This window comes from Pseudoxanthomonas sp., assembly GCF_035999195.1.
Taxonomy (GTDB): Bacteria; Pseudomonadota; Gammaproteobacteria; order Xanthomonadales; family Xanthomonadaceae; genus Pseudoxanthomonas_A.
Genome location: NZ_DASYGY010000009.1, coordinates 710,123 through 732,449 on the forward strand (window position 1 = coordinate 710,123; position 22,327 = coordinate 732,449).

The window sequence follows — 22,327 nt, forward strand, 5'->3', positions numbered from 1 at the left end:
GGAGGGCCGGAAAGATCAGACGCGACGAAGTGTCGCACCCGTACGCATCAGCGGAACACGACGCGCGCGCTTTGCAGCCGCGGCGTTTCACCGGCCACATCGGTCCACGCCAGCCAGGCGGCACCGTCGTGCCATTGAAGTCGCGGGATGCCGCTCGCGCGTCCGCGTGCGGAGAGGGTCGCGACCTCGACGCGCTGCGCCCCGCCCCAGGCGGGGTCGTAGCGCCCCAGTACCAGCGTCTGGCGTTCGTCCTGCGCCTGCTCCAGCCAGCTCACCAGCAGGTGGCCATCGCCGTGGACCAGGCCCAGGCGACCCAGCACCTGCATGCCCTTCGCCAGCGTCACCGGCGTGCCGAACGTATCGCCGGCGTCGTCCGAACGTGCCGCACGCAGTTCCGGCATGCCGCCGGCTTCCGTGTACCACGCGACCCAGACCGTGGCACCGTCCGCCACCGCCATCGGTCCGTTGACGGGGCAACCGGCGATCTGCCAGCCATCCGCATGCACGTCGCGGGGCGGCGTCCAGCGCTGACCATCGAAGCGGACGATGCGCGTATCGCGGATCTCGCCATCGCCACGGCCGCGATAGACGACCACCACGCCACGATCCGTCACTGCGGACGAGGTGGTGCAGCAGTCGCAGGTTGAGGTGTCCAGTGGCCACTCTCCCACCTGCTTCGCCTGCGCATCGTAGGTCGCCGCACGCAGCATCATCGCCGCACCGCCTGCGTGGTCGTGGCCGTCGGCGTCGTGGCCGGCATGTCCGGACGCGGCCTTCTGCCGGCTGTCGAGCCAGGCGATGCCCAGCCGGTCGCGCGCCTGCGGCCAGAACGTCACGAAGCCGTGGTCGCCCGGTGTTCCCGCAGGATGCACCAGCTGCGGTGCGCTCCACGTCGCGCCGCCATCGGCGGAACGTACCAGGTCGATGCCGTAGTCCATCCGCGACGGCCCGGTGCTGCGCAGCCAGTGCGCCCACAGCGAGCCGTCCGGCAGCGCGTACACGTGCGGCGTGTCGGCCCAGTTGACGAACCACGTCGCACCCTCGGCGATCGTGCGCGGCGCTTCCCAGTCCGCAGCCTGTGCGGGGCGTCGGCTGAAGCGCAGGCGATGGCCGGCCCCGTCCATCGGTTCGATCCAGCTCAACAGCAGCGCGCCGTTCGGTGTGGAGACCAGGTCAGGCTGTGCGGCACCGGGGGGCGATGGCAGGCGCAACGGCTCCACGAGGGGCGCGGATGCCGACGCAGCCGACGAAGGCGCATCCTCAGGCGAACAGGCCGCGAGCGCGATGAACAGCATCGGCATGATGGAGCGGGACCAGCGGGACACGGGCATGCGGACGATTCCGGCCATCAGGACCTCGCCATTCCACCACGGAACGCGACCGGCAGCCTGCGACCGCCTGTCGCAGGCCTTCGCGGCGACGGCCGACGCCAGCGTTTATCCTTGCACCATGACCGACACCGCACGCGACATCCTCACGCCCACCCAGCTCAACACGCTGGCGCGCGACCTGCTGGAGGGCGCGTTTCCGCTGGTGTGGGTGGAAGGCGAACTCGGCAATGTCACCCGTCCCGCCTCCGGCCACCTGTATTTCACCCTGAAGGACGCACGTGCCCAGGTGCGCTGCGCGATGTTCAAGCCCAAGAGCCAATGGCTGAAGTTCGCGCCCCGCGAAGGCCTGCGCGTGCTCGCGCGCGGCCGGTTGACCCTGTACGAAGCGCGCGGCGACTACCAGCTGGTCATCGACAGCCTGGAGGAAGCCGGCGAAGGCGCCCTGCGCCGCGCGTTCGAGGAACTGAGGGCCCGCCTGACGGCGGAAGGGCTCTTCGACGGCACCCGCAAGCGCCCCCTGCCCGCCCACGTGCGGCGCCTCGCCGTGCTGACCTCGCCCACCGGTGCGGCGGTGCGCGACGTGCTGAGCGTGCTGCAGCGGCGTTTCCCCCTGCTGGAGGTCGACGTGCTGCCCATCCAGGTGCAGGGCGAGACCGCAGCAGCGCAGATCGTCGACATGCTGCAGCGCGCCGCGCGCAGCGGCCGTTACGACGTGCTGCTGGTCGCCCGCGGCGGCGGCTCGCTGGAAGATCTGTGGGCGTTCAATGACGAACGACTGGCGCGCGGCATCGCCGCCTCGGCTGTTCCCGTCGTGTCCGCGATCGGCCACGAAACCGACTTCACCCTCGCCGACTTCGCCGCCGACCTGCGTGCGCCGACGCCCTCCGTCGCCGCCGAACTCCTGGTCCCGGACCGGCGCGACCTGCTGACACGCGTGCAGGGGCTGCAACGCCGTCTCTCCACTAACCAGGCGCATCGCCTGCGCAATGCCATGCAGCGTGCCGACCGCGCCGCGTTGCGTTTGAATGCGCAGCGTCCGCAGTCGCGACTGGACGCACTCCGGCGTCGGCAGGAGGACGCCGCACGCCGCCTGCATGCCCTGTGGCGGCACCAACAGGCCCGTCGCCTGGCCGCACTCCGACATGCCGATGCCGTCCTTCGCGCGCATGCACCGCAACGTCGCCTCGAACAGCTGCGCACGCGCCTGCTTGCGCTCGCGCCACGGCCCCAGGCCGCCGTCGCACGCACCCTTCAGCGCGACGCCCTGCGCCTGCGCGCCCTCGCCCGCTCGCTCGAAGCGGTCAGTCCGCTCGCAACCGTCGCCCGCGGCTACGCGCTGGTGACCAAGGAAGACGGCACGCTGGTACGCTCGGTGGCGCAGGTGCAGGCCGGCGATCGCCTGGAAGCGCAGGTCGCCGATGGCCGGATGAAGCTACGGGCGGAATAGCGGTATCGAGGCAACCCCGTTTCTTGCACTCTCTTCGTATCAGCCCACTCCCCACGAACAATCGTCTTGCCCGGAGTACGCCCCATGATCACCCGCGAACAACTGGTCGAGATGTTCGACAACATGGCCCGGGAGACGGCCTGGGACCTGCGCAAGCCGCTGGTGTGGGGCTACTTCTTCACCCATGGCTCGCGCGCGCCGCTGGAGGCGGTCGTCCCGCTGCTGCAGGAACAGGGTTATCGCGTGATCGCGCTGTACCTGGAAGACAAGGACCACCGCAAGGATCCCGACCTGTGGTGGCTGCATGTCGAGAAGACCGAGGTGCATACGCCGGACAGCCTGCACGAGCGCAACCAGGCGCTGTACCGATTCGCCGAGGCGCACGGCCTGGATGCCTACGACGGCATGGATGTAGGCGCGATCGACTGACGGAGGCTCGCCCCTGTGGCGCGCCCGCCAGGAATCGCGCCAGGCCTTCAACCCCGTTCCACTGCCCCACGCGTTCGACTCCCTGCCCAACACACGGAGTCACGCCATGTCGCACCGTCTGACCGTCACCCTGCTGGCCACCGCCCTGCTGGCCGCCTGCCAGTCCAATCCCACCGCCGAGCAATCGCCCGAGACCGACGCAGCCACCGCGGCGACTGATGCGTACGTCGCCAAGGAAGCCGCAGCCGTTGCGCATCGCGAACAGGCCACGCTCGACCGTGTGGTCGTCACGGGCGCCCGACTGCGCAGCGAGCAGGCCAAAGCCGCGATGGCGACCGGCCATGCCTACGCACCCGCATCGCCGCCTCCACCGCCCGCGCCGGTGATGACCCAGGAGTACCGCATCGCCAACGTGGCCATCGTTCCGCAGGCCAATCCGGCCAACACCGAGAGGTACGCCGAGCGCGACGACAATCCGGTGCGCCGGACGCTGGACGAGCCCGTCTCGACCTTCTCGGTCGACGTCGACACCGGCAGCTACAGCAACGTGCGCCGCATGCTGCGCGAGGGCCAGCGACCGCCGGCCGATGCCGTGCGCGCGGAAGAGTTCATCAACTACTTCCGCTATGGCCACGCCGCGCCCGCCGACCGCAGCCGCCCGTTCAATGTCACGACCGAACTCTCGCCGGCGCCGTGGAACGCCAAGCGCCAGCTGCTGATGGTCGGCATCAAGGGGTACGACGTGCCGAAGGCGACGCTGCCGCCGGCGAACCTGGTGTTCCTGCTCGACACTTCGGGCTCGATGGAGTCGCCGGACAAGCTGCCGCTGCTGAAGCAGTCCTTCGCCCAGTTGGTTCCGCAACTGCGTGCGCAAGACCGCGTCAGCATCGTCGTCTATGCCGGTTCGGCCGGCCTGGTGCTGCCGCCGACGCCCGGCAACCAGCATGACGAGATTCTGGCCGCGCTGGATCGCCTGCAGGCCGGCGGCAGCACCAACGGCGGCGACGGCATCCGCCTCGCCTACGCGATGGCGAAGCAGGCGTTCGTCAGGGACGGCGTGAACCGGGTGATCCTGGCCACCGATGGTGATTTCAATGTCGGCACGGTCAGCCAGGATGCGCTGAAAACCATGGTCGCCGACCAGCGCGCCTCCGGCATCGCGCTGACGACGCTCGGCTTCGGCACCGGCAACTACAACGATGCGCTGGCCGAGAAGCTGGCCGACGTCGGCGACGGCAACCACGCCTACATCGACACGCTGCAGGAAGGCCGCAAGGTACTGGTGGACGAGATGCAGTCCACGCTGCTGACCATCGCCCGCGACGTCAAGATCCAGGTCGAGTTCAATCCTGCGGTGGTGTCCGAGTACCGCCTGATCGGCTACGAGAACCGCGTGCTGGCTAACGAGGACTTCGCCAACGACAAGGTCGATGCCGGCGACATCGGCGCGGGCCACGAAGTCACCGCGCTGTACGAGATCACGCCGACCGGCAACGGCGCCGACCGACTCCCCGCGCTGCGCTACGGCGGCAAGCAGGTCGCCGCAGGCGCGTCGACCGAGGAGGTCGCGCATGTGCGCCTGCGCTACAAGCTGCCCGGCCAGGACAGCAGCCGGCTGATCGAGACACCGATCACACGGACATCGCTGACCACGAAACCCAGCGATGCGTTCCGCTTCGCCGCCGCGGTGGCGGCCTATGCCGACCTGCTGCGCGGTGGCAGGCGCATCGACGGCTGGAGCTGGAACGACGTGGCGATGGCGGCGCGTGCGGCGAGCGGCCGCGATCCGCATGGCCTGAAGGCGGAGTTCGTCGGCATGGTGGACCAGGCCGAGCGGCTGGTCGCCGTACGGGGCGATACGCCCGCCATCGCAGGCGAGTAAGGTCGATGCGGCCGTGGTCCAGGGACGGACCCCTTCATACGTCAGCAGCCCAGCCGACCGATGCCGCCCAGGCCGATATCCTCACGCCACGTCGGCGACGATCGCGTCCATCTGCGCCGCGGGCCGACCCAGCAGGTAGCCTTGGCCGAGGTGGCATCCCAGGTCCAACAGCGCCTGCCGCTGCTCTTCCGTCTCCACACCCTCGGCGATCGTCTCGATGCCCAGCGTACTGGCCAGCGCCAGGATGGCGCGCACCAGCGCCAGGCTTTCCGGCCGCGCTTCGTTGCCCAGGCCGGAGACGAAGCTGCGGTCGATCTTCAGCACCGAGATCGGGAAGCGGTGCAGGTAGGACAGCGCCGAGAAGCCGGTGCCGAAATCGTCCAGCTGCGCGAGGATGCCGTGCTGCCGCAGCGTACGCAGGATGCGCAGCGTGCGCGGCGCATCGTCGAGCAGCGCGACTTCGGTGATCTCGAGCCGCAGCCGCGACGGATCGGCGCCCTGCGCCTCGAACATCGCCAGCAGGCGGTCGCCGAAATCGGGCGACCGGAAATGCCGCGGCGAGACGTTCACCGAAATGTAGCCCTCCACGCCGCGCGCGATCTGCCGCACCACCTGCTCGTAGAGCAGCCAGTCGACCTGTTCGATCAGCCCGCTGTCCTCGCCCACGCCGATGAACTCGGCCGGCAGCAGCAGGCCGCGCCGTTCGTGCTGCCAGCGCAGCAGCGCCTCGTGGCCTATCACCCGGCCGTCGTCCATGCGGCGGATGGGTTGGTAGAACGGCAGGAAGTCGCGGTGATTGATCGCCCGGCGCAGGTCGGCTTCCAGGTCCAGGCTCTGCATGGCGGCTTCGCGCATCGCCTCGTCGAACATGGCGCAGCGGTCGCGACCCTGCTCCTTCGCCCGGTACATCGCCGCATCCGCATCGCGCAGCAGTTCCTCGCCGTTGCGGTAGCGCGGATGCCAGACGGCGATGCCCAGGCTCGCCGAAGGAAACAGTTCGCGCCCGCCCACCCACATCGGCAAGCCCAGCACGGCGAGCAGTCGCTGGGCGAAATCGCGCACGTTCTCCACGCCCTCGGCGTATTCGACCAGCAGCGCGAACTCGTCGCCGCCCAGGCGCGACACCACGTCCTCGTCGCGCACGCTCATGGTGATGCGGCGGGCCACCTCCACCAGCAGTTCGTCGCCGGCGGCGTGGCCCATGCTGTCGTTGACCAGCTTGAAGCGGTCCAGATCCAGGAACAGCACCGCGAACGCCTGGCCGTCGCCATGCCTTGCGCGCTCGATGGAGGCGGCCAACCGGTCCAGCAGGTGCGGACGGTTGGGCAGGCCGGTCAGGGCATCGTGCGTGGCCTGGTGGGTGAGCTGCTGCTCGATGCGCAGGCGCTCGCCGATCTGCGCGCGCAGCTGATGGTTGGCCTCGGCCAGCTCCCGCGTACGCTCGTCGACGCGCCGTTCCAGCTCGGCGTGCGCGCTGCGCAGCCGCTCCTGCGCGCGCTGGCGGTCCAGGCCGTTGCCGATGTGGTGGGCCACGAACGTCAGCAGGTTCTGGTCGTGCGAGGTGAACTTCACCTCTTCGGAATAGCTCTGCACCACCACCGTGCCGACGACGTCCTCGCCGCGGAACAGGGGCACGCCCAGCCAGCTGTGGGCCGGCGGACCGTGCTGCGACAGCTTGCCCTCTTCCGCCAGCTGGCCGATCAGCGCGCGATCGGCCAGCAGCGGACGACCGGTGGCGATGACGTACTCGGTCAGGCCGTTGGTCAGCCGCCGCGCCTTGCGCATCGGGTCGCGTTCGTCGATCGAATACGGGAAGTTGAGCTGTTCTCCATCGTCGGAGACCAGCGCGATGTAGAAGTTGCGCGCGTCGATCAGCTCGTCGACCACCACGTGCACGTCCGCGTAGAAACGCTCCAGGCTTTCCGAGGTGATGGCCAGGTCGGTGATGCGGAACAGCGCGCGCTGCAGCTTTTCGGCACGCTTGCGCTCCATGATCTCGGCCTGCAGCTCGCGGTTGGCGCGCTGCAGTTCGTGCGTGCGCACCGCCACGCGATGCTCCAGTTCGACATGCGCGTGCTTGCGGTCGAGCGCGGTGAGGATGTGCTGCGCCACGTAGCCCAGCAGCGCACGATCCTCGTCGGCGTAGCTGGCCGGCGCGTCGTAGCTCTGCACCACGATGGCGCCGCAGACGCGGTCGTCGCGGCGCATCGGCACGCCCAGCCAGTCCAGGCTGTCCGGGCCATGCGAGGGATCGCGCACGACGCCCAGCTTCTGCCGGATCACCGCCGATGGCCCGCGCAGCGGCTGGCCGTGGCGCAGCAGGGCGAAGGTCATGCTGTTGGCCATTTCCTCCTCGCCGAATTCGCGCTCGGGCTCGGCGACGTAGGGATCGCGCTGGTCGGCGAAATACAGGAAGCGCACGGTGCGGCGCTGATCGTCGTACAGCACGATGTAGCAGTTCTCCGCGTACATCAGCGAGTTCACCACCGCATGGATGCGGCGGAGCATCTCCGGCATTTCCAGGTCGGCACCGGCCAGGTCGGCGATCTCGTAGAGCGCCTGCTGCAGCCGCTTGGACTTCTCCAGCGACACCACCCGCGCCTGCGCGCGCGCCGCGTCCAGCGAGGTCACCAGCAACGTGCGCGCCAGCAGGACCCAGGACGCTTCCTCGGCCTCCGCCAACGGCTGTGGACACGCCAGCGCCAGCGCCACGCGGGCATTGCCGTCGGCATTGTCCCAGGCATGCACGCGCAGTTCGGGGCCGTCGTGCCCGACCCCGCCGTCGGCAAGCGCATGCTCGGCCAGGCGACGCAACGAGGCCGGCGCGTTCGGCGTGGCACCACCGCCGTTGCCCAGGGCCCAGTCGCGCCAGCACACCGCCAGTTCCGCGCCCTCCGGCAGCATGCCGCCCAGCACGCGCACGAGGTGGTCCGCCGGGGAGGCGTCCACGCGGTCCGGATTGTCGGCGCTGATCGATGGCGTAGGCATGACCGTGGTCCGACCGAGTCGGTGTGCGATATCCGGAGTCCCCAGCAGCGAGCATACCGCCTGCCACCCCCTGAACGGAAACGCCGCCGGCAACCCCTGCGCCACCGCCCGGACGTTCGCCATGGCTGTGCTCGCTCCCCTCGCCACTGCCGGTTTCCTCGTGCCCGTGACCGCCGCACGCGGCCGGGAATGCATGAACGCGGCGGTCGACGTCTCCGGTCCCGTCTTCACGGGCGCTCGGGGACCGCTTACGCTGGCGGCGGTGAACGACCTTGCCGAACCCGCCGATGAAACCCTGATGCTCGCCTATGCGGCCGGTGACGCGTCGGCCTTCGAGCAGCTTTACGCCCGCCATCGCGGCCCGCTGTACCGCTTTCTGTTGCGGCACCTGCGCGATGCGGCGCTGGCCGACGAGTTCTTCCAGGACACCTGGCAGCGCGTGATCGCGGCGCGCGAGGGCTGGAAACCGGACGCGGCGTTCGGGACCTGGCTGTACCGGATCGCGCACAATCGCCTCAACGACCACTGGCGCGCATCGAAACACCGCCCCGCGGCGCCCCATGATGCGGAGGAGCGCACCGCGCGCGTGCCGGACCCGGACACGCCGGAGCGGCAGCTGTCCGAGTTCGAGCAGCGGCGGCGGTTGCAGCTGGCCATGGACGAATTGCCGCCCGAGCAGCGCGGGGTGCTGCTGTTGCGGCTGGAGCAGGAACTGACCCTGGAGGAGATCGGCGAGATCACCGGCGTGGGCCGGGAGACCGTGAAGTCGCGCCTGCGGTATGCGATGGACCGGTTGCGGACGAGGTTGAACGAATGAGCATGCCCCACGAGCCCCTGACCCCCGAAGAGCGTGCCCTCGCGCAGTCGCTGTCGCGGCTGGGACCGCATGGCGGTCCGTCGCCCGACCTGGATGCGCGCATCCTCGGTGCCGCGCGCGCGGCGGTGCAGGCCGCCCCGGCAGGTGGTGGCCAGGTCCCGCCCACGCGTCGTCGCTGGCCGCTGGGCATGGGGGTGGCCGCCTCGGTGCTGCTCGCCGCGGGTATCGCCTGGCAGCTGCGGCCGATGCATGACGTGCCGGTCGCCAGCGAAGTACCCACGGATACGTCCGCGTCGGCCGGTGTGCCCGCAGGAAACGTGGACGTCGCCGCAGCCGATGCTGCGGCGCCGGTGCCGATCACCGACAGTCCTCCCGCGAGGATGGTGGCCGAGGAGGCGCCTGCGCCGATGGCCGCCAAGGTGATGCCACCCCCGCCCGTCGGACGCGCGGCGACCGCGTCGGGGCCGGCACGCCAGAACGCCGAGGCGGCCGCCCGCCAGGAGCCCGCACCGAGGCGCAGCCCGCTGGCGATCATTCCGCCGGCACCACCCAGTCCGCCCGCGCCCGCCGCCGCCGAGGCGGCGCCGCAGGCGTTCCCGGTGGATGCCGACGCCTATCTGCCGTCGGCTCCCGCTCCCGCCGCGGCGGCCGTGCCGGAGGCCGCACAGCGCGAACGCATGCAATACCGCGCGGCGACTCCGCAAGAGCAGGAGCAACGGCTCCGCTACGACGAAGCGCGGCGCGATGCGGCCGCCAAGGCCGAAGACAGCCGCACGCTCGACGCCGTCACGGTGACCGGAAGTCGGGTGAGTGCGCGCGAACGCCGCGCCAGGGCGGCCGAGATCACGTCGATACCTGCGCCTCCTGCAGCCCCCCCTGCTCCTCCTGCGCCAGCGGCCAGCGCCGGCAGCATCCAGCCCAGCGCGGCGCGCAACGCACTGCGTCGCACCGACCTGCAGGTGCCGGTCGACGCGGACACGCGACTGCCGCCCGAAGAATGGCTGGACCGCATCCGCCTGCGCCGCGACCTGGGCGACGACGCCAACGCCCTGCGCAGCCTGCAGTTGTTCGTGCAGGAGCATCCGTTCCAGCGCGTGCCGGACGACCTGCGCCCGCTGCTCGGCAACCCGTGAGCGAGACCCTCGCCGCACGCGCCTCGCAGCTGCTGGAGGTGAAGCACAGCCGTTTCCTCGCCCAGGCCGCGCCGGTCGACAGCGCCGACGCGGCACTGGCCTTCCTGCGCGAGATCGGCGACCCGGCCGCCACCCACAACTGCTGGGCGTACCGGATCGGCGACGAATACCGATCCAACGACGACGGCGAACCCTCCGGCACCGCCGGCCGGCCGATCCTGGCCGCGATCGATGGCCAGGGCGTCGACCGCGTGATGGTGGTGGTGACCCGCTGGTACGGCGGCATCAAGCTGGGTGCCGGCGGGCTGGTGCGCGCGTATGGCGGCGCGGCGGCGGAGTGCCTGCGACTGGCGCCGCGTGAGCCGCTCGTTGCCCAGGCGACGCTGGAACTGGCCTGCCCGTTCGATGATCTGGGCCACGTGCATGCCGCGCTCGCCGCCCATCAGGCGACGAAACAGGACGAAGGCTTCGACGAAACCGGTGCGCGCCTGCTCGTGCAATTGCGCGCCGATCGCGTGGACGCCTTGAAATCCCAGCTGCGCGACGCCACCCGTAACCGGGTGCGTGTGATCGATCCCGCGTGATCGTCCGGGCTGCGGCAGGTGTTTGTGGAAGGGGCTCCGGTGCGACAGGAGCATGGCGGCCTGGTCGGGGCTGAAGCCTCTTCCACAACCGCTTTGAGCACGGATTCCCATGAGCGCGCAGATCGAGACACAGGACGGCACCGCCGCCAAAACGAAACCGAAGCTGGGCACCCTGCGCGCGCTGTGGCCGTTCGTGCGCCAGCATGGCGGGCTGTTCACCGCGTGGCTGCTGGCGCTGGCGCTGGCGTCGGCGGCGACGTTGAGCCTGCCGGTCGCCTTCCGGCAGATGATCGACAACGGGTTCACCGACGGCGCCAACATCAACCGCGCCTTCCTGTTCCTGTTCGTCGTCGCGGTGGTGCTGGCGCTGGCCAGCGCCGCGCGCTTCTACTTCGTGTCGCTGCTGGGCGAAAAAGTGGTCGCCGACCTGCGCGGCCAGCTTTACGGTCATCTGATCGGCCTGGACGCCGAATTCCACGACCGCAGCCGCAGCGGGGAGCTCGTCTCGCGCCTGTCCGCCGACAGCGAACTCCTTCGCACCGTGGTGGCCACCAGCATGTCGGTCGCCCTGCGCAGCAGCGTCACCGTGATCGGCAGTCTGGCGATGCTGTTCGTCACCAGCCCGCGACTGGCGGCCTTCGCTCTGATCGGGATTCCGCTGGCGGTGCTGCCGATCGTGCTCGGCGCGCGCCGGCTGGAGAAGGCCTCGCGCGCCAGCCAGGACCGCGTGGCCGACGCCAACACGCTGGCCAGCGAAACGCTGGGCGCCGTGCGTACGGTGCAGGCGCATGCGCGCGAACCCTACGAACGCGGCCGTTTCGGCGATGCGATCGCCATCGCGGTGGATACGGCGCGCCGCCGCATCCGTGCGCAGGCGTGGGTAACGGCGGCGGCGATCACGCTGATCTTCGGTGCGATCACCTTGGTGTTGTGGTCGGGCGCGCACGACGTCATCGACGGCACGATGACGGCGGGTACGCTGGGGCAGTTCGTCCTGTACGCGCTGATCGGCGGTGGTTCGGTCGGTGCCCTGGCCGAGGTCTGGAACGAACTGCAGCGCGCGGCAGGCGGCATGGGCCGCATCGCCGAACTGCTCGGGGAGACCCCGGCGATCCGCGCACCGTCGGCGCCACGCGTGTTGCCGACGCCGGTGCGAGGCGAGATCCGCTTCGACCACGTGTCGTTCCATTACCCGTCGCGCCCGGACCTGCCCGCGCTCGACGATTTCGACCTGATCGTGCGTCCCGGCGAAACCGTCGCGCTGGTCGGTCCGTCCGGCGCCGGCAAGAGCACCGTGTTCTCGATGCTGCTGCGCTTCCACGATGCCGATACCGGCAGCGTGCAGGTCGACGGCGTGGACCTGCGCGAACTCGATCCCGCGCAGCTGCGCGAACACATCGCGCTGGTCCCGCAGCAGCCCACCATCTTCGCCGCCAGTGCGGCCGACAACATCCGCTACGGCAAGCTCGACGCCACCGACGCCGAGCTGCAGGCCGCGGCGGAAGCCGCCGAAGCCGACGACTTCATCCGCGAACTGCCGGACGGCTTCGACAGCCAGCTCGGCGAACGCGGCGCGCGCCTGTCCGGCGGCCAGCAGCAGCGCATCGCCATCGCACGCGCCTTGCTCAAGGACGCGCCCATCCTGCTGCTGGACGAAGCCACCAGCGCGCTCGACGCGCAGAGCGAGCGCGCCGTGCAGCATGCGCTTGAGCGCCTGATGGACGGTCGCACCACGCTGGTCATCGCGCACCGCCTGGCGACCGTCCTGAAGGCGGACCGGATCGTGGTGATGGACCGTGGCCGGATCGTGGCGCAGGGCACGCACGACGAGCTGCTGGCGGAGGATGGCCTTTACGCGGAACTGGCCCGCCTGCAGTTCCTCGACTGAGCACGCCGCGCGCCGTTGGTGCCGCGCGCCGCGTGGTCTAGCATGCGACGGTCCCCGGCCGGAGCCCCTGCATGATTCCCGACGCGTTGCCGCCGCTGCTGCGCGGCCTGGGTACCGCGCTGATCCTGCTCACCTCGGCGCTGGTGGTCGTGGTGGAACGCAACGCCACCGACGACGCCCCCGCGGCGGCAACGGAAGCACCGTTCGAGGCCGCCGCCGATGGCGCCGGCGGGGTCGACGCGCTCACCGCGGAGATCCGCCTGCTGCGCCTGCAGATGCGGGACAACGACCTGGCCGACAAGGTGTTCGAGAACCCGTGGTTCCAGTGGCTGGGCCTGCTGGGCACGGCCCTGATCTCGGCATCGTTCTTCGCCGAGTGGCGGATCAAGCGCGGGATCGCGCGCGCCGCCCAGGCCGCGGCGCCGCCGGACCTGCGCTAGCCGTTACGCGGCGGCGTCGGCCATCACCGGCAGCCGGCGCGGCCGGCTGGGGAAGGCGTGCCGCACGATCCGCCAGCACACCTGGCCGAACTGGGTCAGCAGCGTGCCGGTGTTGTAGTGCTGGCCATAGCGCGCGCAGATGGCGCGTACTTCCCTGGCCATTTCGGCGTAGCGGTTGGCCGGCACGTCGGGGAAGAAGTGGTGCTCGATCTGGTGGCTCAGGTTGCCCGACAGCACGTTGATCAGGAATCCGCCGCGCAGATTGGACGAGCCGCGCAGCTGGCGCAGGTACCAGTGGCCGCGCGATTCGTTCTTGATGCATTCCTTCGGGAAGGTTTCCGCATGGGCGGTGAAGTGCCCGCAGAAGATGATCACGTACGTCCACACGTTGCGCAGGCCGTTGGCCACCATGTTGCCCAGCAGCACCGGCAGGAAGAACGGACCGGCCAGCGCGGGGTAGATCACGTAGTCCTTCGCCAGCTGCTTGCCCATCTTGCGCACCACGGGCGCGGACTTCTGGCGCAGCTGCCTGGCGGACATCTTGCCGCTCCACCAGCGGCCCAGCTTCAGATCCTGGATGGCGATGCCCCACTGGAACAGCAGCGCGAACACGACCGCGATGGCCGGCTGCAGCAGGTAGAACGGACGCCACTTCTGCTCGGGGAAGATGCGCAGCAGGCCGTAGCCGATGTCGTCGTCCAGGCCGCGCACGTTGGTGTAGGTGTGGTGGCGGAAATTGTGGGTGTGCCGCCAGTTGTCGGCGGTGCCGACGATGTCCCAGTCGTAGGTCTTGCCGTTGAGCTGCGGATCTCCCAGCCAGTCGTACTGGCCATGGATGACGTTGTGGCCCAGCTCCATGTTCTCCAGGATCTTGCCCAGGCCCAGCGACAGCGCGCCCAGCGCCCACAGCACCCAGAACAGCCAGCCCACCGCGCTGTCGGCCAGCCACAGGCCGCCGGCGATCGCCGCGGCGAACAGCAGCGCGCGCCCGCCCAGGTTGGTGTAGCGCACCGCCTTGACCACGTTGCGGATGTAGCGCGCATCGCGCTGGCCGAGGGTCGCCACGGTGCGCGCGCGCAACGCGTCCAGTTCCTCGCCGAAGCGGTCGAGTTCGGCTGCGGTGAGTGTGCGGTTGCGTGAAGAGCCCATCAGAGGTCCAGCTCGAGGTCGGTGGCGGCGCTGTGGATGCACAGCTTCAGCGCCTGGGTGGGTTCGTGGATCAGTTCGCCACTGGGCAGGTGGCGGGCGCTGCCGGCGGACTTGCCGCAGGCGCAGGTGTTGCAGATGCCCATGCGGCAGCCGCTCGGCGGCTTGAAGCCGTGCTGCTCCAGGGCAACCAGCAGCGATTCGCCGCGCGGCACGCGCAGCGTGCGACCGCTGCGTTGCAGGCGGATGTCGACCTCGCCCTCGTCGACCACGGTGACCGGCGGCGCGGTGAACGCTTCCGCCCGGAACGCGGCGACCCGCGAAGCCACCAGCCCGCGGGCGGCTTCGACGAACCCGCCGGGGCCGCACGCCATCACCTGCTGCGCCGACAGGTCGCCCGCATGTGGGGCGAGCAGGGCATCGTCGATGCGGCCTTCGGCTTCATCCGGGGCCGCGGCAGCGTCACGGGTCAGCAGCAGCCGGAAGTGGAAGCGTGGATGGCGGGCCGCCAGCATGCGCAACTCGTCGAGGAAGCAGGCTTCCTCGCGGCGGCGCACCCAGTACAGCAGCGTGAGGTCGGCCGGCATGCCCTGCCCGGCCAGTTCGCGTACCAGCGCCATCAGCGGGGTGATGCCGCTGCCGGCGGCCAGCAGCAGGAAGGCACCCCCGGGCGATGCCGGTAGCGTCATCTCGCCGAAGGCTTGGCCCAGGTCGACGATGTCGCCGATGCGGGCGTCCCGGCACAGGTGCCGACTGACCTTGCCGCCTTCGATCGCCTTGACGGTCACCGGCAGCAGGCCGTCCGCGCGCGGCGGCGCGGTCAGGCTGTAGCTGCGGGTCAGGCGCACGCCGTCGACCTCGACGCCCAGGTTCACGTGCTGGCCGGCGCGATGGCCGGCCCAGTGGCGATTGGGCTTGAACAGCAGGGTCACGGCATCGGCCGAGGCCGGTTCGCGCGCGACCAGCCGCGCCAGCGGCCGCTCCCAGGTCCAAGTGCGATGGAAGCGGGTGGCCCAGAAATCGAAGATGTCCGGCTTCACGAGCGGCCGGATCAGGCGTTTCAGGGGACCGGGCCGGCGGGGGGTCGGACGGATCTGAGCATTCATGGCCTCACTATACCCCTGTGAAGACGCGTGTGTATACACTTGTATATTAATTTACGGGGCTATGATGCCCCTACTCCTCCGTATGCCCGGCGCCCTCGCGTGATCCCCAACCCGCAACCGCAGCTCCAGGACGACCACGGCCCCGGCCGCAAGGCGTCCATTTCGCGCGAAGACCTGATGGCGGCCGCCCTGAAACTGGTCGGCCCGCACCGCAGCGTTTCCTCCCTGAGCCTGCGCGAGGTCGCCCGCGAGGCCGGCATCGCGCCGAACAGCTTCTACCGCCAGTTCCGCGACATGGACGAACTGGCGGTGGCGCTGATCGATCTGGCCGGCCGTTCGCTGCGCAAGATCATCGGTGAGGCGCGCCACCGTGCCACCAGCAGCGACCGCAGCGTGGTGCGCGGATCGGTGGAAGCGTTCATGGAACAGCTGCGCGCCGACGACAAGCTGCTGCACGTGCTGTTGCGCGAAGGCAATGTCGGCTCGGACGCCTTCAAGCACGCGGTGGAACGCGAACTGCAGTTCTTCGAGGAAGAGCTGTGCATCGACCTGATCCGGCTGGCCGCGCGCGACAACGCGCCGCTGTACGAGCCCGCACTGGTCTCCAAGGCGATCACCCGCCTGGTCTTCGCCATGGGCGCCACCGCGATGGACCTGCCGCCGGAAAAGGATCCGGAACTGATCGAGCAGCTGTCGGAAATGGTCCGCCTGATCATCACCGGTTCCCGTGCGCTGTCGCGCGGCGGAGCCCGCTGACCGGCGACCTGCTCAGGGCGTGATGCGGATCGGCGTGCCCACCGGCACACGTTGCCAGATGGCCTCCATCTCCGCATCCGTCACCGCGATGCAGCCTTCGGTCCAATCCACCTGCGAACCGGGTGGCGTCGCGCCGTGGATCATGATGTCGCCGCCGGGATCGACGCGACGCGCCACCGCCTGCCGCCGGTCAGCGTCGTTCGGGTAGGAAATGCGCAGCGACAGGTGGAAGCGGCTGCGGTCATTGCGGTAGGTGATGCGGTAGTCGCCCTCCGGCGTGCGCCGGTCGCCCTGCTGCCGCTTGTGCCCCACCGGCGCGCTGCCCAGCACGATGCGATAGGTCGCGATGACGCGGCCTGCACGCAGCAGGTCCAGGCGACGCTGCGCCTTGTGGACGTGGATCGCGTCCGCCTGCTGGGCAGCGGGCAGCAACGGCGGCGGCCATCGCGCCGGTTCCCGCGCGTGCAACGACAGGCCGAAGGTCGCGAGCACCATCAGCGTCCAGCGCCATGCCGTCATGCCGGCAGCGCCCGGGCCAGGAGCACACCGGTGTCCGCATCGTCGGGCAAGGTGCCGAATGCGAGCCCATGCGCACCGCCCAGCCGGCTGCGCACGAACAGCGCCGCTGCAGGACTGCCGGCACGCAGCAGCACGGCCGCCTGCAACGCCAACGCCACCCGCTCCACTATCAGGCGCGCGCCGACCTCGGTGGCGGACGAGAGGTCGCCGTGCAGGCGATCGACGAAGGTGTCATAGACCGTGTCCCTGCCGGCAGCCGACGCCAGCTCGGCAGCGATCGCTTCGCGCGCGCCGGCCTCGCGCGACAACGCCCGCAGCACATCGAGGCACTGGATGTTGCCGCTGCCTTCCCAGATCGAATTGAGCGGCGCCTGCCGGTACAGCCGCGGCAGGATCGATTCCTCCACGTACCCCGCCCCGCCCAGGCATTCCTGCGCTTCGTTGACGAACGCGGGCGCTCGCTTGCAGATCCAGTACTTGCCCACCGCCGTGGCGACGCGGGCGAAGGCCGCTTCGTCCAGATCCCGCCGCGCCGCGTCGACCGCGCCCGCCACCCGCACGGCGAAGGCGGTGGCGGCCTCCGATTCCAGCGCCAGGTCCCCCAGTACGTTGCGCATCAATGCGTGCTCGACCAGCGGCCTGCCGAACGCGACGCGATGACGCGCGTGGTGCACGGCCTGCGCCAGGGCCATCCGCATCCCGGCGGCGGAGCCCAACATGCAGTCCAGCCGCGTCAGCATCACCATTTCGATAATGGTCGCCACGCCGCGACCTTCATCGCCGACACGCCAGGCACGCGCACCGGTGAACTCGACTTCGCTGGAGGCGTTCGCCCAGTCGCCCAGCTTGTCCTTGAGCCGCATCAGGCGGAACGCGTTCTTCCGGCCGTCGTCCAGGCGACGCGGCATGAGGAAACAGGTCAGCCCACGGGGCGCCTGCGCCAGCACCAGGAAGCCATCGCACATCGGCGCGGAGAAGAACCACTTGTGCCCCACCAGCGCATAGGTACCGTCGTCGGCAGGCGTGGCGGTGGTGGCGTTCGTCCGCACGTCCGAACCGCCCTGCTTCTCGGTCATGCCCATGCCCAGCGTGATGCCGGCCTTGTCGGCGATGGGCACGTCGCGGGGATCGTAGTGCGGTGCGGCGGCCTTCATCGCCCAGTCGTGCAGGCCCGGTTCGCGCTGCAGGACCGGCACGGCGGCGTGCGTCATGGTCAGCGGACAGCTGGTGCCCGCTTCGGCCTGGTGATGCAGGTAGCTCAGCGCCGCACGCGCGACATGCGCACCCGGGACCGGCTCGTGCCACGACAGCCCGGCAACGCCGTGCGTCTTCGCCACTGCCAGCAACCGGTGGTAAGCCGGATGGAATTCGACGGTGTCGATGCGCTGCCCGGTGCAGTCGTGCGTGCGCAGGCGCGGACGGTCGCGGTTGGCGTCGAAGCCGAGCCGATACAGTTCATCGCCCGCCAACGCACCGTAACCGGCGAGCCGGACGGCGAACGCCTCGCCCCCTGCGCGTGCCACGGCCTCGCGCATCGCCACGTCGTCCGCCCACAGGTCGCGCGGCTCGAACGGCGGCGGCTGGTTGTCCACGCGATGCGTATCGAACGGAGCAAGGTCGTCCATCATCGTCTCCCGCTGCATGCCGGCATTCTCCTACGAATGGGAACGCAGTTCGCCACGCACCGATCGCACGAGGGACGCGGACCGGGTGGAGGGCGGCGGATCGACACGCAGGTTCACTGGTATTGCCTGGTGTCGATCCGTGTCCAAGACGTTCAGGGCAGTGCGATCACGACCGATGCCGTTCCAACCCGAGTAGCGCGCGGCGTCACGATGCCGGATCGAACATGAAGACCCGCAACTCCTGATCGCAGCACGCCTCAGCGATGCGGGCCGCCCAGGCGATGGCCTCGGCGCGTGTCGGCAGCTCGAGCACGCAGAACCCGCCATCGAGTGGCGGCGCCCATGGATACCCGCCTTCGGCCACCTGTCCGTCGCCCGACACCCGCACCGGCGGCACACTCTCGTCGATGCCGCCGCCGAAGACGTACACGCCCGCGACCTTCGCCGCCGCGATCACCGCGCGGGAATCGCGACCGGCCGCGTCCAGCGCGAGCCCCGAGACCCGCATGGCGGCACTGGGGAAGGAGATCAGGTATTTCATCGGGCATCCTCTGCGGCGCGGAAACGGCGGAAAGGCGTGGCGCATGACGCCGCGTGCAAGCCAACCTACCCTCACCCACGGAAACGCTCAACCCTCCCGCGCGCGCGGCCCCGCATAATCCGCGTACGACCACAGCGGCGGGCGGGACACGCATGAAGACGATCGGCCTGATCGGCGGGATGAGCTGGGAATCGACGTTGCCCTACTACCGCCTGGTCAACGAGGGCATCAAGGCGCGGCTCGGCGGCCTGCATTCGGCGCGCGTGGTGCTGTACAGCGTGGACTTCCACGAGATCGAGCAGCTGCAGCGCGAGGGCGACTGGGACGCCGCCGGCGAGTGCCTGGCGGATGCGGCGCGCCGCGTGCAGGCGGCCGGTGCCGACCTGCTGGTGCTGTGCACCAACACCATGCACAAGGTGGCGCCGCTGATCGAAGCCGCGGTATCGATTCCGCTGCTGCACATCGCCGATGCCACCGGCGCGGCGATCACCGCCGCAGGACATCGCACCGTCGGCCTGCTGGGCACCCGCTTCACCATGGAGCAGGACTTCTACCGCCAGCGCCTGCAGCAGGCGCATGGCCTGCAGGTGATCGTGCCGGACGCGGACGACCGTACCGTGGTGCACGACGTGATCTATGACGAACTGTGCCGGGGCATCATCCGCGACGAAGCGCGCGAGGCCTACCGCCGCATCATGGATGAGCTGGTGGTCCGCGGCGCGGATGCCATCATCCTCGGCTGCACCGAGATCGGCCTGCTGGTGGGGCCACAGGACGCGCGCGTGCCGCTGTTCGATACCACTGCCCTGCACGCCAGCGCCGCGGTGGAGGCGGCACTGGCGGAGTGACGGAGCGGGTTCAGCGCGGCAGGCGGGCGATGACCTTGATCTCGAAATCGAAGCCGGCCAGCCAGTTCACGCCGAGTGCGGTCCAGGTGGGATACGGCGCCTGCGGAAAGATCTCGTCCTTGACCGCCAGCACGGTGTCGAACTGGCGCTCCGGATCGGTGTGGAAGGTGGTCACGTCGACGATGTCGTCCAGCCCGCAGCCCGCGGCCTGCAGGGTGGCCTGCAGGTTGGCGAAGGCCCGCCGCACCTGCGCTTCAAAGTCCGGCTCGGGCGTGCCGTCCTCGCGGCTGCCCACCTGTCCGGACACGAACAGGAAACCATCGGCGCGCACGGCCGGGGAATAGCGGTGCTGCTCGTACAGGGCATGGCGGCCTGCGGGAAAGACGACGTCACGGGTGTTCATGGGGGAATCTCCTGTCGGGACCGGCGGCCCCGCTACTGGCGGCCACTGTAGGCCGCGCCCCGGTGGGGATACAGACGACGATCCGGGGATCACTGTTTGTAGAATCGGAACAATCCCCTTCCCCCCAGGAATCCGCATGGACCGCCTCGAGGCGATGCAGGCCTTCGTCCGCGTGGTCGAGACCGGCAGTTTCACCAAGGCGGCCGACACGCTGCAGGCCAGCCGCACGCGGGTGACGCAGCTGGTGCAGCAGTTGGAAACGCACCTGCGGGTGAAGCTGCTCCACCGCACCACGCGCAAGGTCAACGTCACCGCCGACGGTGCCGCGTACTACGAGCGCGTCGTGCGCCTGCTGGCCGACCTGGACGATGCCGAGACCAGCCTGTCGGCGGCCTCGGCATCTCCGCGCGGTCGCCTGCGCGTGGACGTGCCCGGGCCGCTGGCCAGCCTGGTGCTGGTGCCGGCGCTGCCCGCGTTCCATGCGCGCTATCCGGAGATCCAGCTGGACCTGGGCGCCAGCGATCGCAAGGTGGACCTGATCGACGAGAACGTGGACTGCGTGGTGCGCGGCGGCGAACTCACCGATCCCTCGCTGCGCGCGCGGCATGTCGGCGACCTGTTGCTCGGGATCTACGCCGCACCCGCCTACCTGGCCCGGGTCGGCACGCCCGCGCATCCGCAGGCACTGGAAGACGATCCGCACCGCATCGTCGGCTATCGCGGCGCGCGTAGCGGCGCCCTGCCGGCGTACGCGATGCAGCGTGGCGACGAACAGCTGCGCGTGCAGGGCCGGCATGTGCTGTCGGTGGACGATGGCAACGCCTATCTCGCCGCCGGCCTGGCGGGCCTGGGCGTGCTGTGGTTGCCGCAGTACATGGCGCACGCGCCCGTCGAACGCGGCGAACTGGTGCCGCTGTTCGAGGACTGGCACCTGGCACCGATGCCGATGTACCTGGCCTTCCCGCCCAGCCGCCATGTCAGCCGCAAGCTGCGCGTGTTCATCGACTGGATCGTGGACCTGTTGGCGCAGCACGCACCGGCGATCCAGCCACCACGATCACGGGAAGATCGGCCGACATGACGCGCGCGTCCGATCCACGGCGCCGGGACCGCGCTGCGTCTACCGCGGCGTCAGCACATCCAGCAGCAGCGGCACGCTGAACGGCTTCGTCATCAGCAGGGTGCCGGGCGGCAGGCCGACCATGTCGTGCTTGTCGTGCCCCGACACCACGCACACCGTCGCCCACGGGTGCAGCGCGCGCGCCTCCTGCGCGACCGCAGCGCCGGTGATGTCGGGCATCCAGTAGTCGGTCACGACGCAGTCGTAGCGTCCCTGCCGCAGCAGGTCGAGCGCTGCGGTAGCAGTGCCGGCCTGGGTCACCGTATGTCCGGCCACCGCGATGGCCTCCGCCACCATGGCGCGATGGGTGTCGTCGTCGTCGACGTAGAGGATGTTCAGATGGGTCATGGCCAGACTGTGCCGCAGCGACGCGCGAAGCCGGCGTGAACCCGTGGCGCGGGTGTTGCGCAGCGCGCCATCGCTCGGTTGGAGATCCTTAGCCGGGTAGAGCGCAGCGAAACCCGGGGACACGCATCACCCGACGCATTCCCGGATGCGCCTCGCTTACCGGACTACGTGGGATCCCGTTCGTGGTGAGCCTGTCGAACCACGCTACTTTGCGTGCCGTCGGCAGCTCCAGCAGATCGATACCTGCTGCGAACAGCGTGGTTCGACGAGCTCACCACGAACGGGAGGTCGGGAGGCGCCGTGGCGGTCTGCCCTTGAGCGCAGGATACGTAGCCCGGGTTCGCGGAGCATACCGGGAGCGCATGCATCACTGACGGCATTCAAGGCTTTCGCCTGCGGCTCTGCACGCGCCACGTGGATCGCTCTCGCTGCACGTGAACACGATGCGGCCTGTTCTCCACCTACGGCGGCAGATGCGCGCGGATCCTCTCCACGCGTTCGGCAAGCACCTCGGCCGACACGCGGACGCGCGCCATGCGTGCCGCATCGTTGGCAGGATCGTGCGCGGTGCCGCGCGGTCGTCCGGCACCATCGAAGGTGGCCAGTTGCGGCGGCCCGATGCCCCAGTCGCTGCCCGGCTGGCGGGGCACGACATGGAAATGGAAGTGCGGCGTTTCCTGACCGCTGTACACGCCGTTGTTCTGGAACGTGAGGATGCCCAGCGGCCGATAGGCGCCGACGAGGGCTTCGGCCACGCGCTTGGCCGCCACCAGGATGGCCGCGCACTCCGGCGCGGAAAGATCGAGCAGCGTGGCGACGTGCCGGCGCGTGATGACGCAGCACTGGCCGGCCTCGAACTGCCACGGGTTGATCACCGTCAGCGTGTGCTCGCCCTCGTCGATGATCTTCCACGGTTCGTCGCGCGCCGCCACGCAGAGATCGCAGGGCTCCCGTGTCGGAAGCTGGATCATGTGCC

At 69.9% G+C, this 22,327-nt stretch carries 21 protein-coding genes; 11 read left to right on the top strand and 10 right to left on the bottom strand.

The genetic code is table 11. The features are described 5' to 3' along the window. Positions 1-47: 47 nt before the first annotated feature. Positions 48-1,331, bottom strand: coding sequence for a sialidase family protein (locus VGN58_RS10470; RefSeq protein WP_327483183.1), 1,284 nt, complete (start codon positions 1,329-1,331; stop codon positions 48-50). 118 nt (positions 1,332-1,449) lie between these two features. Between VGN58_RS10470 and xseA the strand changes: the two genes are divergently transcribed. From xseA to VGN58_RS10485, 3 genes are all read left to right on the top strand, one after another. Beyond that, positions 1,450-2,778 (top strand): exodeoxyribonuclease VII large subunit, encoded by a 1,329-nt coding sequence (gene xseA / locus VGN58_RS10475; protein ID WP_327483184.1) that lies wholly within the window; start codon positions 1,450-1,452, stop codon positions 2,776-2,778. 84 nt (positions 2,779-2,862) lie between these two features. Beyond that, positions 2,863-3,207 carry a ribonuclease E inhibitor RraB gene (locus tag VGN58_RS10480; protein WP_327483185.1) on the top strand — a complete coding sequence of 115 codons (345 nt, stop codon included), beginning with the start codon at positions 2,863-2,865 and terminating at the stop codon, positions 3,205-3,207. 106 nt (positions 3,208-3,313) lie between these two features. Beyond that, entirely contained in the window at positions 3,314-5,089 is a 1,776-nt protein-coding gene (locus tag VGN58_RS10485; protein WP_327483186.1) for a VWA domain-containing protein, read from the top strand. Between the two features lie 81 nt (positions 5,090-5,170). Here the strand turns inward: VGN58_RS10485 and VGN58_RS10490 are convergent, their stop codons facing one another. Next, positions 5,171-8,077, bottom strand: a complete 2,907-nt coding sequence (locus VGN58_RS10490) for a bifunctional diguanylate cyclase/phosphodiesterase (RefSeq protein ID WP_327483187.1) — start codon at positions 8,075-8,077, stop codon at positions 5,171-5,173. Positions 8,078-8,243: 166 nt separating this feature from the next. Between VGN58_RS10490 and VGN58_RS10495 the strand changes: the two genes are divergently transcribed. From VGN58_RS10495 to VGN58_RS10515, 5 genes are all read left to right on the top strand, one after another. Continuing rightward, a complete protein-coding gene (locus tag VGN58_RS10495; protein WP_414710778.1) occupies positions 8,244-8,894 on the top strand; it encodes an RNA polymerase sigma factor in 651 nt (216 codons plus the stop codon). Positions 8,895-8,896: 2 nt separating this feature from the next. Continuing rightward, the gene (locus tag VGN58_RS10500; RefSeq protein WP_327483188.1) at positions 8,897-10,027 is read left to right on the top strand and encodes a hypothetical protein; all 1,131 of its coding nucleotides are present in this window, start codon (positions 8,897-8,899) and stop codon (positions 10,025-10,027) included. After that, complete coding sequence (locus VGN58_RS10505; protein ID WP_327483189.1) at positions 10,024-10,611, top strand: YigZ family protein; 588 nt, start codon at positions 10,024-10,026, stop codon at positions 10,609-10,611. Before VGN58_RS10500 ends, VGN58_RS10505 begins: the two co-directional genes overlap by 4 nt. Before the next feature lie 109 nt (positions 10,612-10,720). Further along, positions 10,721-12,499, top strand: coding sequence for an ABC transporter transmembrane domain-containing protein (locus tag VGN58_RS10510; RefSeq protein WP_327483190.1), 1,779 nt, complete (start codon positions 10,721-10,723; stop codon positions 12,497-12,499). A gap of 71 nt (positions 12,500-12,570) precedes the next feature. Then, positions 12,571-12,939 carry a hypothetical protein gene (locus tag VGN58_RS10515; RefSeq protein WP_327483191.1) on the top strand — a complete coding sequence of 123 codons (369 nt, stop codon included), beginning with the start codon at positions 12,571-12,573 and terminating at the stop codon, positions 12,937-12,939. A 3-nt stretch (positions 12,940-12,942) separates the two neighbouring features. Here VGN58_RS10515 and VGN58_RS10520 read toward each other — a convergent pair whose 3' ends face one another. Both VGN58_RS10520 and VGN58_RS10525 read right to left on the bottom strand, forming a co-directional pair. Beyond that, entirely contained in the window at positions 12,943-14,088 is a 1,146-nt protein-coding gene (locus tag VGN58_RS10520) for an acyl-CoA desaturase (protein ID WP_327483192.1), read from the bottom strand. After that, positions 14,088-15,191, bottom strand: a complete 1,104-nt coding sequence (locus tag VGN58_RS10525; RefSeq protein WP_327483193.1) for a ferredoxin reductase — start codon at positions 15,189-15,191, stop codon at positions 14,088-14,090. The genes VGN58_RS10520 and VGN58_RS10525 overlap by 1 nt, the downstream gene beginning before the upstream one ends. A gap of 102 nt (positions 15,192-15,293) precedes the next feature. Between VGN58_RS10525 and fabR the strand changes: the two genes are divergently transcribed. Then, on the top strand, positions 15,294-15,947 hold the full coding sequence (gene fabR, locus VGN58_RS10530) for an HTH-type transcriptional repressor FabR (protein ID WP_327484629.1): 654 nt from the start codon (positions 15,294-15,296) through the stop codon (positions 15,945-15,947). Positions 15,948-15,959: 12 nt separating this feature from the next. Here fabR and VGN58_RS10535 read toward each other — a convergent pair whose 3' ends face one another. The 3 genes from VGN58_RS10535 to VGN58_RS10545 form a co-directional block, all read right to left on the bottom strand. Continuing rightward, on the bottom strand, positions 15,960-16,466 hold the full coding sequence (locus VGN58_RS10535) for a L,D-transpeptidase family protein (RefSeq protein ID WP_327483194.1): 507 nt from the start codon (positions 16,464-16,466) through the stop codon (positions 15,960-15,962). Next, complete coding sequence (locus tag VGN58_RS10540) at positions 16,463-18,094, bottom strand: acyl-CoA dehydrogenase family protein (RefSeq protein ID WP_327484630.1); 1,632 nt, start codon at positions 18,092-18,094, stop codon at positions 16,463-16,465. The genes VGN58_RS10535 and VGN58_RS10540 overlap by 4 nt, the downstream gene beginning before the upstream one ends. A gap of 202 nt (positions 18,095-18,296) precedes the next feature. Beyond that, positions 18,297-18,632: a transcription initiation protein gene (locus tag VGN58_RS10545; RefSeq protein WP_327483195.1), complete on the bottom strand. Its 336-nt coding sequence runs from the start codon at positions 18,630-18,632 to the stop codon at positions 18,297-18,299. A 152-nt stretch (positions 18,633-18,784) separates the two neighbouring features. On the opposite strand from VGN58_RS10545, the gene VGN58_RS10550 reads away from it, so the two are divergent. Beyond that, positions 18,785-19,480, top strand: coding sequence for an aspartate/glutamate racemase family protein (locus tag VGN58_RS10550; RefSeq protein ID WP_327483196.1), 696 nt, complete (start codon positions 18,785-18,787; stop codon positions 19,478-19,480). Between the two features lie 10 nt (positions 19,481-19,490). On the opposite strand, the gene VGN58_RS10555 is transcribed toward VGN58_RS10550, so the two are convergent. Continuing rightward, complete coding sequence (locus VGN58_RS10555) at positions 19,491-19,883, bottom strand: RidA family protein (protein WP_327483197.1); 393 nt, start codon at positions 19,881-19,883, stop codon at positions 19,491-19,493. A gap of 136 nt (positions 19,884-20,019) precedes the next feature. Between VGN58_RS10555 and VGN58_RS10560 the strand changes: the two genes are divergently transcribed. Beyond that, positions 20,020-20,964 carry a LysR substrate-binding domain-containing protein gene (locus VGN58_RS10560; protein WP_327483198.1) on the top strand — a complete coding sequence of 315 codons (945 nt, stop codon included), beginning with the start codon at positions 20,020-20,022 and terminating at the stop codon, positions 20,962-20,964. Between the two features lie 39 nt (positions 20,965-21,003). Here VGN58_RS10560 and VGN58_RS10565 read toward each other — a convergent pair whose 3' ends face one another. Together VGN58_RS10565 and VGN58_RS10570 are read right to left on the bottom strand one after the other, a co-directional pair. Further along, a complete protein-coding gene (locus tag VGN58_RS10565; RefSeq protein WP_327483199.1) occupies positions 21,004-21,351 on the bottom strand; it encodes a response regulator in 348 nt (115 codons plus the stop codon). Positions 21,352-21,812: 461 nt separating this feature from the next. Continuing rightward, entirely contained in the window at positions 21,813-22,322 is a 510-nt protein-coding gene (locus tag VGN58_RS10570) for an HIT family protein (RefSeq protein ID WP_327483200.1), read from the bottom strand. Positions 22,323-22,327 lie beyond the last annotated feature (5 nt).

What these genes read in the sequence shown, in the direction of transcription:
- VGN58_RS10510 (WP_327483190.1), top strand. Translation starts at nt 10,721, where the DNA reads ATGAGCGCGCAGATCGAGACACAGGACGGCACCGCCGCCAAAACGAAA.
- VGN58_RS10525 (WP_327483193.1), bottom strand. Translation starts at nt 15,191, where the DNA reads ATGAATGCTCAGATCCGTCCGACCCCCCGCCGGCCCGGTCCCCTGAAA.
- VGN58_RS10545 (WP_327483195.1), bottom strand. Translation starts at nt 18,632, where the DNA reads ATGAAATACCTGATCTCCTTCCCCAGTGCCGCCATGCGGGTCTCGGGG.
- VGN58_RS10550 (WP_327483196.1), top strand. Translation starts at nt 18,785, where the DNA reads ATGAAGACGATCGGCCTGATCGGCGGGATGAGCTGGGAATCGACGTTG.
- VGN58_RS10490 (WP_327483187.1), bottom strand. Translation starts at nt 8,077, where the DNA reads ATGCCTACGCCATCGATCAGCGCCGACAATCCGGACCGCGTGGACGCC.
- VGN58_RS10500 (WP_327483188.1), top strand. Translation starts at nt 8,897, where the DNA reads ATGCCCCACGAGCCCCTGACCCCCGAAGAGCGTGCCCTCGCGCAGTCG.
- VGN58_RS10520 (WP_327483192.1), bottom strand. Translation starts at nt 14,088, where the DNA reads ATGGGCTCTTCACGCAACCGCACACTCACCGCAGCCGAACTCGACCGC.
- VGN58_RS10565 (WP_327483199.1), bottom strand. Translation starts at nt 21,351, where the DNA reads ATGACCCATCTGAACATCCTCTACGTCGACGACGACGACACCCATCGC.
- VGN58_RS10555 (WP_327483197.1), bottom strand. Translation starts at nt 19,883, where the DNA reads ATGAACACCCGTGACGTCGTCTTTCCCGCAGGCCGCCATGCCCTGTAC.
- VGN58_RS10485 (WP_327483186.1), top strand. Translation starts at nt 3,314, where the DNA reads ATGTCGCACCGTCTGACCGTCACCCTGCTGGCCACCGCCCTGCTGGCC.
- VGN58_RS10535 (WP_327483194.1), bottom strand. Translation starts at nt 16,466, where the DNA reads ATGACGGCATGGCGCTGGACGCTGATGGTGCTCGCGACCTTCGGCCTG.
- VGN58_RS10540 (WP_327484630.1), bottom strand. Translation starts at nt 18,094, where the DNA reads ATGATGGACGACCTTGCTCCGTTCGATACGCATCGCGTGGACAACCAG.
- VGN58_RS10470 (WP_327483183.1), bottom strand. Translation starts at nt 1,331, where the DNA reads ATGCCCGTGTCCCGCTGGTCCCGCTCCATCATGCCGATGCTGTTCATC.
- VGN58_RS10560 (WP_327483198.1), top strand. Translation starts at nt 20,020, where the DNA reads ATGGACCGCCTCGAGGCGATGCAGGCCTTCGTCCGCGTGGTCGAGACC.
- VGN58_RS10515 (WP_327483191.1), top strand. Translation starts at nt 12,571, where the DNA reads ATGATTCCCGACGCGTTGCCGCCGCTGCTGCGCGGCCTGGGTACCGCG.
- xseA (WP_327483184.1), top strand. Translation starts at nt 1,450, where the DNA reads ATGACCGACACCGCACGCGACATCCTCACGCCCACCCAGCTCAACACG.
- VGN58_RS10480 (WP_327483185.1), top strand. Translation starts at nt 2,863, where the DNA reads ATGATCACCCGCGAACAACTGGTCGAGATGTTCGACAACATGGCCCGG.
- VGN58_RS10570 (WP_327483200.1), bottom strand. Translation starts at nt 22,322, where the DNA reads ATGATCCAGCTTCCGACACGGGAGCCCTGCGATCTCTGCGTGGCGGCG.